This window comes from Mycobacterium sp. WUMAC-067, assembly GCF_020217485.1.
In the GTDB taxonomy this organism is placed as follows: domain Bacteria; phylum Actinomycetota; class Actinomycetes; order Mycobacteriales; family Mycobacteriaceae; genus Mycobacterium.
Genome location: NZ_JAEKMI010000019.1, coordinates 44,804 through 58,596, shown reverse-complemented (window position 1 = coordinate 58,596; position 13,793 = coordinate 44,804). Strand labels below are relative to the sequence as shown.

Annotated in this window: 12 protein-coding genes; 8 read left to right on the top strand and 4 right to left on the bottom strand. The window is 70.8% G+C overall.

Going from position 1 to position 13,793, the window contains the following annotated elements:
- Nucleotides 1-66 precede the first annotated feature (66 nt).
- From JF781_RS15360 to JF781_RS15350, 3 genes are read right to left on the bottom strand one after another with little or no spacing between them, the layout of a single operon-like run.
- Nucleotides 67-1,413: an AarF/ABC1/UbiB kinase family protein gene (locus JF781_RS15360; protein WP_225328321.1), complete on the bottom strand. Its 1,347-nt coding sequence runs from the start codon at nucleotides 1,411-1,413 to the stop codon at nucleotides 67-69.
- A gap of 40 nt (nucleotides 1,414-1,453) precedes the next feature.
- Complete coding sequence (locus JF781_RS15355) at nucleotides 1,454-2,038, bottom strand: DinB family protein (protein WP_225328359.1); 585 nt, start codon at nucleotides 2,036-2,038, stop codon at nucleotides 1,454-1,456.
- Nucleotides 2,039-2,061: 23 nt separating this feature from the next.
- Entirely contained in the window at nucleotides 2,062-2,583 is a 522-nt protein-coding gene (locus JF781_RS15350; protein WP_225328320.1) for a DinB family protein, read from the bottom strand.
- 83 nt (nucleotides 2,584-2,666) lie between these two features.
- Between JF781_RS15350 and JF781_RS15345 the strand changes: the two genes are divergently transcribed.
- From JF781_RS15345 to rplL, 6 genes are all read left to right on the top strand, one after another.
- Complete coding sequence (locus tag JF781_RS15345) at nucleotides 2,667-6,860, top strand: NEW3 domain-containing protein (protein ID WP_225328319.1); 4,194 nt, start codon at nucleotides 2,667-2,669, stop codon at nucleotides 6,858-6,860.
- Nucleotides 6,857-7,474, top strand: coding sequence for a malonyl CoA-ACP transacylase (locus JF781_RS15340; protein WP_225328318.1), 618 nt, complete (start codon nucleotides 6,857-6,859; stop codon nucleotides 7,472-7,474). Before JF781_RS15345 ends, JF781_RS15340 begins: the two co-directional genes overlap by 4 nt.
- A 5-nt stretch (nucleotides 7,475-7,479) precedes the next feature.
- Nucleotides 7,480-8,400: an ROK family protein gene (locus JF781_RS15335; protein ID WP_225328317.1), complete on the top strand. Its 921-nt coding sequence runs from the start codon at nucleotides 7,480-7,482 to the stop codon at nucleotides 8,398-8,400.
- A gap of 37 nt (nucleotides 8,401-8,437) precedes the next feature.
- Nucleotides 8,438-8,890: an anthrone oxygenase family protein gene (locus JF781_RS15330; protein ID WP_225328316.1), complete on the top strand. Its 453-nt coding sequence runs from the start codon at nucleotides 8,438-8,440 to the stop codon at nucleotides 8,888-8,890.
- A 245-nt stretch (nucleotides 8,891-9,135) separates the two neighbouring features.
- Nucleotides 9,136-9,753 (top strand): 50S ribosomal protein L10, encoded by a 618-nt coding sequence (rplJ, locus tag JF781_RS15325; protein WP_225328315.1) that lies wholly within the window; start codon nucleotides 9,136-9,138, stop codon nucleotides 9,751-9,753.
- Nucleotides 9,754-9,797: 44 nt separating this feature from the next.
- Nucleotides 9,798-10,190: a 50S ribosomal protein L7/L12 gene (rplL, locus tag JF781_RS15320; protein ID WP_008260886.1), complete on the top strand. Its 393-nt coding sequence runs from the start codon at nucleotides 9,798-9,800 to the stop codon at nucleotides 10,188-10,190.
- Nucleotides 10,191-10,239: 49 nt separating this feature from the next.
- Here the strand turns inward: rplL and JF781_RS15315 are convergent, their stop codons facing one another.
- Nucleotides 10,240-10,926: a TetR/AcrR family transcriptional regulator gene (locus JF781_RS15315; RefSeq protein ID WP_225328314.1), complete on the bottom strand. Its 687-nt coding sequence runs from the start codon at nucleotides 10,924-10,926 to the stop codon at nucleotides 10,240-10,242.
- A 62-nt stretch (nucleotides 10,927-10,988) separates the two neighbouring features.
- Here JF781_RS15315 and JF781_RS15310 point away from each other — a divergent pair, with 62 nt between their 5' ends.
- On the top strand, nucleotides 10,989-12,491 hold the full coding sequence (locus tag JF781_RS15310) for a carotenoid oxygenase family protein (RefSeq protein ID WP_225328313.1): 1,503 nt from the start codon (nucleotides 10,989-10,991) through the stop codon (nucleotides 12,489-12,491).
- A gap of 171 nt (nucleotides 12,492-12,662) precedes the next feature.
- Entirely contained in the window at nucleotides 12,663-13,673 is a 1,011-nt protein-coding gene (locus JF781_RS15305; RefSeq protein WP_225328312.1) for an ABC transporter ATP-binding protein, read from the top strand.
- Nucleotides 13,674-13,793 lie beyond the last annotated feature (120 nt).

Here is a 13,793-nt window from a genome sequence, read left to right as displayed (position 1 = left end):
TCCTCGTAGTACAGCTTCAGGTCGCCTGATAGGGCGTATCCCGTGCGGACCTGCACCGCGGCGCTCCTAAACCTCGACGTCGGAGGAGTGTTCGCGGCTGACTTCGACCATGAAGTTCGCGAAATACCCGGTCAATTGCGGATCCGACATCATTTGCCATTTCGGCGCCAGCAGCTTCATGTAGCGCTCGACGTAGAGGAACTGTTTGCCGATCAGCACCAGCTCGCGGGGCAGCTTGACGTCGTAGGCGTCGGCCAGGGCGGACAGCTGCCGGCCGATGTCGGCATACGACATGTCGCCCAGCGTCTGCATGGTCAGCGGGGTGGCGAACTTTTCCAGGTCCTTGGCGGCCTCGGCTTCGGGCTTCATGGTGCCGACCGCGCCCATCAGCACCACGATCTTGCCCGCCGCGGCGTGGTCCTTCTTGACCAGCAGCGCGTACACCAATTCGCGCAGCAGCCAGCGGGTCCGGGGATCGATGCGGCCCATGATGCCGAAGTCGAAGAACACGATGCGGCCCTGGTCGTCCACATAGAGGTTGCCCGCGTGCAGGTCGCCGTGGAACAGCCCGTGCCGCAGCCCGCCCTCGAATAGCGAGAACAGCAGCGCCTTCACCAGCTCGACGCCGTCGAAACCGGCCTTGCGGATGGCGGCGACGTCGTCGATGCGGATGCCCGACACCCGCTCCATCGTCAGCACCCGGTCGCTGGTGAAGTCCCAATACACCTGCGGCACCCGGATGTTGCGGCCCAGCGGGGAGGTGTGCAGGTGCGACACCCACGCCTCCATCGACTGCGCCTCCAGCCGGAAATTGAGCTCCTCGGCCAGGTTGTCCGAGAAGTCGGCGACGACGTCCTGCGCGGACAGCCGCCGGCCCAGCTTGGCCACCTCGACGGCCTGGGCGAAGCGTTTGAGGATCTGCAGGTCGGCGGCGACCCGGCGGCGGATGCCCGGCCGCTGGATCTTGACGACGACCTCCTCGCCGCTGTGCAGGGTCGCGTAGTGCACCTGGGCGATGGAGGCCGACGCGAACGGCTCCTCGTCCCAGCTGGCGAACAGTTCGGACGGGTCGGCGCCGAGCTCCTCGATGAACAGCTTGTGTACCTCGCCGGCGTCGGCGGGGGGCACCCGGTCCAGCAGGCCGCGGAACTCCCGGGACAGCGACTCGCCGAACGCGCCCGGGCTCGACGCGATGATCTGCCCGAACTTGACGTACGTCGGTCCCAGGTCGGCGAAGGTCTGGGGGAGTTGCTTGATCACCTTCTGCTGCCACGGGCCCCTGCCCGGCAGCTTGGTGACGATGCGAGCGGCGGAGCGGGTGACCTGCCAACCGGTCACCGCTACCCGGGCCGCTTCGACCGGCAACGGCACCCGGTCGAGCTTGGCCACCTCTCGATGTTTGGTAGAGCTCATTCCAGCAGTCTGCCAAACCGGTGCTGGCAAGTCCCAATCTCTACCGGGGGCGATCCCCACCCCGCCACGGCTGCACCCACCCCTGGATCGCCCAGCCTTCGAGCCCGGCGATCAGCTCGTACATGGTGGCGCCGTCGATCGCCTCCCGGATGATGTCGGCATGCCCGGCGTGCCGGGCCAGCTCGTTGATCACGTGCAGGATCACCCAGCGCACCGACCAGGCCCGCTGGTCCTTGGGGAACCACGGGATGTCCCGCGGGACGGGCACCGCGGCATCGAGGTCCGCGGTCTCGACCAGCCGAAGCGATTCCGCGTTCTGGGCCTCGAAGGCGCGCAGCAGCCCGTCCAGCGTCTCGTCGGCCCGCATCACGTGCTGGTCGGCGAACTCCTTGCTGATCTGCTCGAACGGGCGGGTGTCTTTCGGCGGCGCGTCCGGCGCGGCGGCGACGCGCGCCATCCAGCTGCGCTGCATCCCGGTGGCGTGCTTGACCAGCCCGCCGATCGACAGCGCGCTGACCGAGGGCGTCGAGCGGGCCTGTTCGTCGGTGAGGCCGTACGACACGGCGAAATACGCGCTCTGGTGGAACGCGAGGAATTCGCGCAGGGCGCTGCGTTCGTCGGCCACCGGCGGGGCGAGGGCGGGCATTGTCAATCCATCCTGTTGTGAACGTAAAGGTCGCGCAGACAAGCGATTTCGGCGCCATGGTGGATCGCTTCCCGATTGATGTGCAAGTCCAGCTCGCTCAGCGGGTAGTCGGCGTACGGCCCTTCGGCCGCGCCGCAGCGGCGGGTCAGGTCGGCGGCGGACAGCGACCGTACACCGTTGATCCACACCGCGTACGTCTCGTCCAGTTGCCGCAGGGCGGTGGCGGCGGTGGTGGCGTAGTTCCAACTCTGGTAATCGGCGGACGGTCCACCGAAATGATGATGGGCACGCATCGCGAACACACCGACAATGACGTGCGCCATGCGCCACGCGATCGTGGTGAACGGCGCCGGGCTGGGCGCCGGGAACGCGAAGTCGATCGACCCGTCCGGGTGCACGGTCCAGCAGTGGGGCACCGGCTGCCAGAAGTACTCGTCGTCGGTCATGCCGCCCAGGCGAGGGCGCAACTGGTTGCGCCAGTGCCAGTCGAGCTGGTCGGCCAGTTGGGTGGTCAGATCCGCCATGGCACCGAGCTTTCCACCAATGGGACAGGTTCGTGGTCAGGCGACGGGTTTCTCGGTTCGCCGCGCCGCCGTAAAGTGCGGGGATGCAGCTGGTTTCGGCGGAGTCCACGGAGCTTTTCGTCGGGCCGCCGGAAGACCCGCTGCAGCTGGCGCGCGTCACCGTCGCCGGGGTGCGCGAGCCGACGCGGGTCCGCATCGACGGGGACGGCCTGAGCGGGGAGGCGGTCGCCGATATCGGCGACGGGCTCGTCGAGGTCCCGGTCACCGTGGACCGCCCGGTCGTCGGCGAACGCCGGTCGGCGCGGGTGCACGCCGGCCGCGCGCACCTGCCGTTCGACTTCACGGTCGCCGAGCCCGGCTGGACCATGTTCATGGTCAGTCATTTCCACTACGACCCGGTGTGGTGGAACACCCAGGGCGCCTACACCAGCGAATGGACCGAGGACCCGCCAGGGCGTGCCCGGCAGACCAACGGCTTCGGACTCGTGCACGCCCATCTGGAGATGGCGCGCCGGGAGCCCGAGTACAAGTTCGTGCTCGCCGAGGTGGATTACCTCAAGCCGTATTGGGACACCCGGCCCGAGGACCGCGCCGACCTGCGCCGGTTCATCGCGCAGGGCCGCGTCGAGGTGATGGGCGGCACCTACAACGAACCCAACACCAACCTCACCAGCCCGGAAACAACCATCCGAAACCTGGTGCACGGCATGGGTTTTCAGCGCCACGTCCTGGGTGCTGACCCGGCGACCGCGTGGCAGCTGGACGTGTTCGGCCACGACCCGCAGTTCCCGGGGCTGGCCGCCGACGCCGGGCTGACGTCGAGTTCGTGGGCCCGGGGACCGCATCACCAGTGGGGTCCGGCGCACAGCGACGGCGGTCTGGGCGGCATGCAGTTCTGCAGCGAGTTCGAGTGGATCTCCCCGTCGGGCCGCGGCCTGCTCACCCACTACATGCCCGCGCATTATTCGGCCGGCTGGTGGATGGACTCCGCCGCGTCGCTCAGTGAGGCCTCCGACGCCACCTACGAGTTGTTCGATCAGCTCAAAACGGTGGCGCTGACCCGCAACGTGCTGCTGCCCGTCGGCACCGACTACACGCCGCCCAACACGTGGGTCACCGCGATCCATCGCGACTGGGCGGCCCGCTACACCTGGCCGCGATTCGTGTGCGCGCTGCCGCGCGAGTTCTTCGCGGCGGTGCGCGCCGAGCTGGCGCACGGGCGCGGCGCGCCTCGAGAACCGTCGCCGCAGACCCGGGACATGAACCCGATCTACACGGGCAAGGACGTGTCCTACATCGACACCAAACAAGCCAACCGGGCCGCCGAGCACGCCGTGGTGGCGGCCGAGCGGTTCGCGGTCTTCGCGGCGCTGATGACCGGCGCCGACTACCCGCATGCGGCCTTGGCCAAGGCGTGGGTGCAGCTGGCCTACGGCGCGCACCACGACGCGATTACCGGCTCGGAATCCGACCAGGTCTACCTCGACCTGTTGACCGGCTGGCGCGACGCGTGGGAGCTGGGCCGCGCGGCCCGGGACACGTCGCTGGCGCTTTTGTCCGGGGCGATCGACGGCGACGTCGTCGTGTGGAACCCGCTGGCCCACCGGCGCACCGACGTCGTCACCGCCCGGGTCGATCCGCCGCTGCGCGCGGGCGTGCGGGTGCTGGACGCCGACGGCGCCGAGGTGCCCGCCCTGGTCGAGCACGACGGGAGCTCGGTCAGCTGGCTGGCCCGCGACGTCGGGTCGCTGGGCTGGCGGGCCTACCGGCTGGTTCCCACCGACAACCGGGCGCCCGGCTGGGAGCCGGTGCCGGGAGCGGTGATCGCCAACGAGCACTACCGGGTCGAGGTCGACGCGGCCCGCGGCGGGGCGGTCGCGTCGCTGATCGGCTTGTCCGGCCAGGGGGACCGCGAGCTGATCGCCGACGGGCGGGTCGGCAACGAGCTCGCCGTCTACGAGGAATACCCGTCGCACCCGACGCAGGGCGAGGGCCCGTGGCATCTGCTGCCCAAGGGCCCGGTGGTGTGCTCGTCGGAAGCGCCGGCGCGGGTGCAGGCCTTTCACGGGCCCCTCGGTCAGCGGGTGGTGGTGCGCGGCCGGATCGGCACGCTGCTGCGTTACACCCAGACCCTGACGCTGTGGCGCGGCGTCGCGCGGGTCGACTGCCGCACCACGATCGACGACTTCACCGGCGCCGATCAGCTGGTGCGGCTGCGCTGGCCGTGCCCGGTGCCGGGCGCCATGCCGGTCAGCGACGTGGGCGACGCCGTCGTCGGCCGGGGTTTCGCCCTGCTGCACGACGGGTCGCGCGCCGTGGACGCCGCCCGGCACCTCTGGACGTTGGACAACCCGGCGTACGGCTGGTTCGGCCTGTCCTCGGCGGCCCGGGTCCGGGTGTCGGGGGCCGGCGCGCGGGCGATCTCGGTCGCCGAGGTGGTGTCGCCGGCGGAGACGGTGTCCGGGCCGCTGGCGCGCGAGTTGATGGTGGCGCTGGTCCGCGCCGGAGTCACGGCCACCTGCAGCGCCGCGGATAAGCCGCGCTACGGCCACCTCGCGGTGGATTCCAACCTGCCCGACGTGCGGATCGCGCTGGGCGGCCCGGTCCGCAACGCCTTCGCCGCCGCGGTGCTGGACCACGCCGATCCGGTGTACGCCAAAGAGCTGGACCGCCAGCTGGCGGCGACCGGCCGGGCGCGGGTGTGGGTGCCGGCCGAGGCGCCGCTGGCCGCGGTGTGGGTGCCGGGCGCCGACCTCCGTCCGCTGGGGGCGCTGCCGGTGCTGGTGATCGACGGCCGCGACGAGGAGGACCTGCGGGCCGAGATCGCCGCGCTGGCCGAGGACCTCGGCGATGCCGAGATCGTCGTCGCGCAGCAGCCCGCGTCGGGAACCGACGCGTTCGACGACCGCACCGTCGCCCTGCTCAACCGGGGGGTGCCCAGCTTCGCCGTCGACACCGAGGGCACCCTGCACACCGCTCTGATGCGCTCGTGCACCGGCTGGCCGTCGGGCATCTGGATCGACGACCCGCGCCGCACCGCGCCGGACGGCTCCAACTTCCAGCTGCAGCACTGGACCCACGACTTCGACTACGCGCTGGTCAGCGGCGACGGCGACTGGCGGCGCGCGGACATCCCCACCCGCAGCGCGCAGTTCTCGCAGCCGCTGCTCGCCGTCGCCGGGGGCCGGCGGCCCGGTGCGCTGCCGCCCGCGGGTGCACTGCTGCGCGTCGAGCCCGCCGACTCGGTCCACCTGGCTGCCCTCAAGGCGGCCGGCAACCCGTTGACCGCGGGCAGCGCCGCGCCGCTCGACCCGAACGCGGTCGCCCTGCGGTTGGTGGAAACGACCGGGGCGGGCGCGCGCGTGGTCCTCGGCTCGGACGTCGCGGCGTTCGGCGACCTGCGGCGCGCCGATCTTCTCGAGACTCCCGCCGAGCGGCTGGATTCGGTCGACCTGCATGGCTACCAGGTGGCGACCGTGCTGGCCCGGATCGAGCTGCCCGCGACGCCGTCGGGCCCCGCCGCGCTGGCGCCGTACGCCGAGGCCGCCCAGCCGCTCTACGCCCGTTATTGGCTGCACAACCGGGGCCCCGCACCGCTCGGCGGCCTGCCGGCGGTCGCCCACCTGCACCCGCCGCTGGTCAACGCGCAGCCCGGCGGCGAGGTGGCGCTGCGCGTCACCGCGGTCAGCGACTGCAGCGACGCCACGCTGCGCGGCGGGGTTGTGCTCGCGTGCCCCGACGGCTGGTCGGCCGCGCCCGCCGAGCTGCCCTTCACCCTGGGCAGCGGCGGCCACCTGGAGGCCGACGTGGTGGTGTCGATCCCGCCGGGGGCGGAACCGGGCCTCTACCCGGTCCGGGCCGAGTTGCGCCTCACCGGGGAGGAGATCCCCGCCGCCTGGCGGCAGGGGGTCGAGGACGTGTGCGTGGTCGCGGTGGGCGGCGCACCGGTGGACCCCGGCGAGCTGGTCTACCTTGCCGACGGGCCCACCGAGGTCACGCTGCGGCCGGGCGAAGCGGGCGACCTGACCGTCACCGTCGGCACCCACGCCCGGGCCGACCTGGCGCTCGAGGCGCACCTGATCAGCCCCTGGGGCACGTGGGAATGGATGGGCCCCGCCGCGATCGGCGCGGTCCTGCCCGCCCGCGGCACCGTCGACCTCGGCTTCCGAGTGGCCCCGCCGGCCTGGCTGGAACCCGGCGAGTGGTGGGCGCTGGTGCGCATCGGCTGCGCCGGGCGGCTGGTCTACTCGCCCGCGGCGCGGGTGACGGTGACATGAGCGGGCACCCGATCGCGACCGTCGCCGGCATCCCCGTGTCGTCCGGCGAGATCGACGCGGCCGAAACGCGGCTGCGGGCCGCGCGGGGGGCGGGCGCGCTGCCGACCGCCGGCACCAGCGAGGGCCGCCAACTGCGGCGCTGGCTGACCCAGCTCATCGTGACCGAACGGGTGGTCGCCGCCGAGGCGGCCGCGCGCGGGCTGAGCTCGCGCGCAGCGCCCCCCGAGGCGGAGCTGCTGCCCGACGTGACCGCGCGGCTGGAGATCGGCAGCGTCGCCGCGGCCGTGCTGGCCGATCCGCTCGCCCGGGCTCTGTTCGCCGACGTCACCGCCGCGGTGACCGTCACCGACGACGAGGTGGCCGCCTATCACGCCCGCAACCCGCTGCGGTTCGCCGCGGCCGCGCAGGGTGAAAACGGCTGGCGCACAACGGTGTCGGTCGCTCCACCGCTGGACGAGGTGCGGCCGGTGATCGCCGAGCATCTGCGCGGCGCCGCGCGGCGGCGCGCCTTCCGGCTGTGGCTGCACGCGCGCCGCGCCGAGCTGGTGCGGCTCGCGCCGGGCTACGAGCATCCCGGCGACCCGCGCCAACCCGACAACACCCACCGGCACTGAGCGCCATGGCCACCCTCTGTCTGGACATCGGCGGCACCAAAATCGCGGCCGCACTGGCCGATTCGGGCGGCGCGCTGATGTACACCGCGATCCGCCCCACCCCGGCCGCGGCCGCCGCCGGCGACGTGTGGGCCGTCGTCGAGGCGATGATCGCCGACGCGGTGCGGGCCGCCGAGGGCCCGATCACCGCCGTCGGCATCGGCTCGGCCGGGCCGATCGACCTGCACACCGGGTCGGTCAGCCCGATCAACATCGCGGGCTGGGACCGTTTCCCGCTGCGCGACAGGGTCGCCGCCGCGGTGCCCGGGGTGCCGGTGGTGCTGGGCGGCGACGGCCTGTGCATGGCGTTGGGGGAGCACTGGATCGGCGCGGGCCGCAGCGCGGGTCCCGACGCCCGATTCCTGCTGGGCATGGTGGTCTCCACCGGGGTGGGCGGCGGCCTGGTGCTCGACGGCGTCCCCTACGCCGGGCGCACCGGCAACGCCGGTCACGTCGGGCACATCGTGGTCGAACTGGACGGGCCGCCGTGCGCCTGCGGCGGCCGCGGCTGCGTGGAGACGGTGGCGTCCGGGCCGTGGATGGTGCGCTGGGCGCGGGATAACGGGTGGGCGGCGCCGCCCGGCGCGGGCGCCAGGGACCTGGCCGCCGCGGCGGCGGCCGGAGACCCGTTGGCCCAGCGGGCCTTTCGCCGATCGGCGAACGCGCTCGCCGCGATGATCGCCTCGGTCGGCGCGGTCTGCGATCTGGACCTCGTCGTGATCGGGGGAGGGGTGTCCAAATCCGGGTCGCTGCTCTTCGACCCGCTGCGGGCGAAGCTGGCCGACTACGCCGGGCTGGGCTTCCTGTCCGGGCTGCGTGTGGTGCCCGGCGAGCTGGGCGGTGCGGCCGGTCTGATCGGCGCGGCCCGGCTCGCGGCCCTCGGCTGACGCAGGCCGCCGGAGGCGGCTCCTTACGCTGACTGGCATGAACCACAGCATCGACGCGCTCGCGGTCGTGATCACCGGCCTGTTGGTGGGCGTGGAGCTGGCGGTCGCGGTGTTCTTCAACCCGCTCATCGCGCGGCTGCCCGACGACGCCTTCCGGGCGGCCCGCGGCGGCGCCGCCCGGGCGCTGGGCACGACGATGCCGTTCTGGTATGCGCTGAGCCTGTTGCTGTTGGCGGCGCTCGCCATCAAGGAGCGGGGCGCGTCGCGCGACTGGCTGTACGGCGTCGCCGGCGGCCTGATGGCGTTGGTCGTCCTGCTGACGGTCATCCTGCTGCTGCCGATCAACAACCGCATCGCCAAATGGCCGGCCACCGGTGAGCTCTCGCGCGACCTCGCGGCCCGGTGGGATCGGCTGCACCGGCTGCGGGTGGCCCTGCTGGTGGCGGTGTTCGTCCTGCTGGCCCTCGGCGTCACCCGAGCCGGCGGCTGAGTCGCCGTTTTGGCTGACCGCGCAGGCCACGCTATTGTGTTAGCCGTTCCACCGAAGACCGTCGGTCACCGAGCAATCGGTTGAAGGTCCGGGAGTATCCCGGCGGCCCACGCAGGAGGACGAGGCATCAGCGCCGGCTCGCGCCGGCGTGTTTGTACGCCCCGGCCGCTTCCTGCGCCGGGGCGTTCGTCGTTTTTCGGGGAATCGAGACGACACGTCGCATGACTTCACTTCAGGAGGTAGGCATGGCCAGGGCTGACAAGGCCACCGCCGTCGCGGACATCGCCGAGCAGTTCAAGGAATCGACCGCGGCCCTGGTCACCGAGTACCGCGGTCTGACGGTCGCCAATCTGGCCGAGCTGCGGCGCTCGCTGGGCGCGTCGGCCACCTACTCGGTGGCCAAGAACACGCTGGTCAAGCGGGCTGCTTCGGAAGCCGGGGTCGACGGCCTCGACGAACTCTTCGCCGGCCCGACGGCCATCGCGTTCATCACCGGCGAGCCGGTCGACGCCGCCAAGGCCATCAAGACCTTCGCCAAGGAGCACAAGGCGCTGGTCATCAAGGGCGGCTACATGGACGGCCGCGCGCTGACGGTCGCCGAAGTCGAGCGCATCGCCGACCTCGAGTCGCGCGAGGTGCTGCTGGCCAAGCTGGCCGGCGCGATGAAGGGCAACCTCGCCAAGGCGGCCGGGCTGTTCAACGCCCCGGCGTCGCAGGTCGCCCGGCTCGCGGCCGCGTTGCAAGAGAAGAAGGCCGCAGAGGGACCAGCAGCTTCCGCCGAGCCCGCCGCCGCGGAGCCCGCCCCGGAAGCAGCTTCGGAAGCACCCGCAGAGGCTGCGGAAACCCCGGCCGAAGCCGAATAACAACCCAACCCGGAACCTGGAAAAACAAGGAAGGACCCACACCCATGGCAAAGATGTCTACTGACGACCTGCTCGACGCGTTCAAGGAAATGACGCTGCTGGAGCTCTCGGACTTCGTCAAGAAGTTCGAGGAGACCTTCGAGGTCACCGCGGCCGCCCCGGTCGCCGTCGCCGCGGCCGGCCCGGCCGCCGGTGGTGCGCCCGCCGAGGCCGCCGAGGAGCAGTCGGAATTCGACGTGATCCTCGAGTCCGCCGGCGACAAGAAGATCGGCGTCATCAAGGTGGTCCGCGAGATCGTCTCCGGCTTGGGCCTCAAGGAGGCCAAGGACCTGGTCGACGGCGCGCCCAAGCCGCTGCTGGAGAAGGTCGCCAAGGAGGCCGCCGACGAGGCCAAGACCAAGCTTGAGGCCGCCGGCGCCACCGTCACCGTCAAGTAAGTCACTGCGCGTAAACCCCCGGGATGCAGATCCCGGGGGTTTCGTGTACTCAGTGGGCGTCCCTCGCCGTCTGCAGCGACCGCGCCACCCGCTCCGGTGCATCCCCAAGGGCCACAAGCAGGTTCGACGTCATCGAACCCAGTACCGGGACGACGGCCGAGCTGTCATCGCCGTAATAGCCGGCCAGCTCCAGCATGACGAAGCCGTGGATCGACGCCCAGAACTGGGCGGCTATCGCCACCACCGCCGCGTCGTCATCCGCCGTGCCGGCGCCGATCCGCCCGGCCAGTACGCATCGGTGCACCGCGCGCACGACGTGCGCGAAACTGGGGTAGCCGCGCTCGATCTCGCCGATCGTCAGCGTCAGGACGTTGTGGGCGGGCGCGTTGATGCCGTGCGCGCTGGTGCTGCCGAACATCAGCCGGTACATGTGCGGGCGCTTGATCGCGTAGCGCCGGTAGGCGGCGCCGATGACGAACAGGTCGGCGACCGGGTCGCCGGTCTCGGCCGCTCCCAGCGCGGCGTCGAACTGCCGCAGGCCCTCCTCGGCCACCTCCGCGATCAGCCCGCCCATCCCGCCGAAATGGGTGTACAGCGCCATCGTCGAGGTGCCCGCGGCGCCGGCGACCTTGCGGGTCTGCAGCGCGTCGGGGCCGTGTTCGTGCAGCAAGTCGACCGCCGCCGACAGCATGTCCTGGCGAACGCTGCGCTGAACGTCTGAAGTCATCGTTGCCATCTTCTCATCGGGGGCGTACGGTGCCAATAACGCTGAAATAACAATGTTATAGGAGTTCAGCCATGGCGACCACGACAACCGCCAAGCCCGGCAATCCCTACCTTGAGGACTTGCTGGCGCCGGTGAGCGCGGAGGTCACCGCCACCGACCTCACGGTCACCGGGCGCATCCCCGACCACCTCGACGGGCGCTACCTGCGCAACGGGCCAAACCCCGTCGCCGAGGTGGACCCGGCGGTCTACCACTGGTTCAGCGGCGACGGCATGGTGCACGGGGTGGCGCTGCGCGACGGGCAGGCCCGCTGGTATCGCAACCGCTGGGTGCGCACCGCCCACGTCTGCGCCGCTCTCGGCGAGCCCGCGCCCAGCGGGCTGAACCCGCGGGCGGGCATGCTCTCCGTCGGCCCCAACACCAATGTGCTCAGCCATGCCGGACACACGCTCGCGCTCGTCGAGGGCGGCGGGGCGAATTACCGCCTGACCGACGAGCTGGACACCGAGGGGCCCTGCGACTTCGACGGAACCCTATTCGGCGGATACACCGCCCACCCGCACGCCGACCCGCGGACCGGCGAATTGCACGCCGTGTCCTACTCGTTCACCCGCGGGCGCACGGTGCAGTACTCGGTCATCGATACCCGGGGCCGGGCCCGGCGCACCGTCGACATCGAGGTGGGCGGGTCGCCGATGATGCACGACTTCTCGCTGACCGACAAGTACGTGGTGATCTACGACCTGCCGGTCACGTTCGACGCCGTCCAGGTGATGCCGGCGAACGTGCCCCGCTGGCTGAGTTTGCCGGCCCGGCTGGTGATGCAGTCGCTCATCGGGCGCGTGCGGCTGCCCAGCCCGATGACGATGGCGATCAATCGGAATCGGCAGCCGATCAATCGGATGCCCTACCGGTGGGATGACAACTACCCGGCGCGCATCGGGGTGATGCCGCGAGAGGGCGGTAACCGCGACGTGCGCTGGTTCGACGTCGAGCCCTGCTACGTCTACCACCCGCTCAACGCCTACTCCGAGATGCGTGGCGGGGCAGAGGTTTTGGTGCTCGACGTGGTCCGCTACTCGCGGATGTTCGACCGTGACCTGCGCGGTCCCGGCGACAGCCGGCCGACGCTGGACCGCTGGACCGTCAACCTGGCCACCGGGGCGGTGACCAGCGAACGCCGCGACGACCGCCCACAGGAGTTCCCGCGGATCAACGAGAGCTTGCTGGGCGGGCGGCACCGGTTCGGCTACACCATCGGGACCGACGGCGGGTACCTGTCGGGCGGGGAATCCGAGATGTCCACCACCGTGTACAAGCACGACTACGCGAGCGGCTCCAGCGCCACGGCCCCCCTCGATGCCGGACTTTTGTTGGGCGAGATGTGTTTTGTGCCCGACCCCGCGGCGCGCGCCGAGGACGACGGCGTCCTGATGGGCTTCGGGTATCACCGCGACCGCGCCGAAGGGCAGCTGGTGTTACTGGACGCGCAGACGCTCGAGCACGTCGCCACCGTGCACCTGCCGCAGCGGGTGCCGATGGGATTCCACGGCAATTGGGCGCCCGCTGGCTAACACGTGCGTCAAATAAGTTGCGCCATGGGGGCTTCCGCCTGATCTCGGGAAGGCCAATTTTTCCCCGCTGTGTTCCGCAACCCTGATGCCGTGTGGCAGCAGTGCGCTACAGTGACTCATGCCACACAAAAGGGCAGGTGGCAGGCACGAGTGTCGACGGAAGGATTTCCCATGGGCGTCGCAATCGAGGTGAATGGACTTACCAAGTCCTTCGGTTCCTCGAGAATCTGGGAAGACGTGACGTTGGAAATCCCCGCCGGGGAGGTCAGCGTCCTGCTGGGACCGTCGGGTACCGGCAAATCGGTTTTCCTGAAGTCATTGATCGGGCTGTTGCGCCCGGAGCGCGGCTCGGTCGTCATCGACGGCACGGACATCCTGCAGTGTTCGGCCAAGGAGCTCTACGAGATCCGCACGCTGTTCGGCGTGATGTTCCAGGACGGCGCGCTGTTCGGTTCGATGAACCTCTTCGACAACGCGGCCTTCCCGCTGCGCGAGCACACCAAGAAGAAGGAAGGCGAGATCCGTGACATCGTCATGGAGAAGCTGACCCTGGTCGGGCTCGGCGGCGACGAGAAGAAGTTCCCCGGTGAGATCTCCGGCGGTATGCGCAAGCGCGCCAGCCTGGCCCGCGCGCTGGTGATGGACCCGCAGATCATCCTGTGCGACGAGCCCGACTCCGGTCTGGACCCGGTTCGCACCGCCTACCTGAGCCAGCTGATCCTCGACATCAACGCCCAGATCGACGCCACGGTGTTGATCGTGACGCACAACATCAACATCGCCCGCACCGTGCCGGACAACATGGGCATGCTGTTCCGCCGCAAGCTGGTCATGTTCGGCCCGCGCGAGGTGCTGCTGACCAGCGACGAGCCGGTCGTGCGGCAGTTCCTCAACGGGCGCCGCATCGGGCCGATCGGCATGTCCGAGGAAAAGGACGAGGCGACCATGGCCGAAGAGCAGGCCATGATCGACGCCGGTCACCACGCCGGCGGTGTCGAGGAGATCGAGGGTGTGCCGCCGCAGATCGTCGCGACACCGGGGATGCCCGAGCGCAAGGCCGTCGCGCGGCGCCAGGCCCGGGTGCGCGAGATCCTGCACACGCTGCCCAAGAACGCTCAGGCCGCCATCCTCGACGACCTCGAGGGCACTCACAGGTTCCGCGCGAACGAGTTCGGCGGCTAGGGCGCCCGCGCCGGCGGGTTCCGCGCTAACTCCGCGTAACACTCCCGGCCCGCCCTCTTGACGACGGGCTCCAAACGAGCCAGTCTGTTGGGCAGCATGTACCTGAACTGTCCGAGGGAA

What these genes read in the sequence shown, in the direction of transcription:
- rplL (WP_008260886.1), top strand. Translation starts at nt 9,798, where the DNA reads ATGGCAAAGATGTCTACTGACGACCTGCTCGACGCGTTCAAGGAAATG.
- JF781_RS15310 (WP_225328313.1), top strand. Translation starts at nt 10,989, where the DNA reads ATGGCGACCACGACAACCGCCAAGCCCGGCAATCCCTACCTTGAGGAC.
- JF781_RS15330 (WP_225328316.1), top strand. Translation starts at nt 8,438, where the DNA reads ATGAACCACAGCATCGACGCGCTCGCGGTCGTGATCACCGGCCTGTTG.
- JF781_RS15305 (WP_225328312.1), top strand. Translation starts at nt 12,663, where the DNA reads ATGGGCGTCGCAATCGAGGTGAATGGACTTACCAAGTCCTTCGGTTCC.
- JF781_RS15315 (WP_225328314.1), bottom strand. Translation starts at nt 10,926, where the DNA reads ATGGCAACGATGACTTCAGACGTTCAGCGCAGCGTTCGCCAGGACATG.
- JF781_RS15360 (WP_225328321.1), bottom strand. Translation starts at nt 1,413, where the DNA reads ATGAGCTCTACCAAACATCGAGAGGTGGCCAAGCTCGACCGGGTGCCG.
- JF781_RS15350 (WP_225328320.1), bottom strand. Translation starts at nt 2,583, where the DNA reads ATGGCGGATCTGACCACCCAACTGGCCGACCAGCTCGACTGGCACTGG.
- JF781_RS15335 (WP_225328317.1), top strand. Translation starts at nt 7,480, where the DNA reads ATGGCCACCCTCTGTCTGGACATCGGCGGCACCAAAATCGCGGCCGCA.
- JF781_RS15345 (WP_225328319.1), top strand. Translation starts at nt 2,667, where the DNA reads ATGCAGCTGGTTTCGGCGGAGTCCACGGAGCTTTTCGTCGGGCCGCCG.
- rplJ (WP_225328315.1), top strand. Translation starts at nt 9,136, where the DNA reads ATGGCCAGGGCTGACAAGGCCACCGCCGTCGCGGACATCGCCGAGCAG.
- JF781_RS15340 (WP_225328318.1), top strand. Translation starts at nt 6,857, where the DNA reads ATGAGCGGGCACCCGATCGCGACCGTCGCCGGCATCCCCGTGTCGTCC.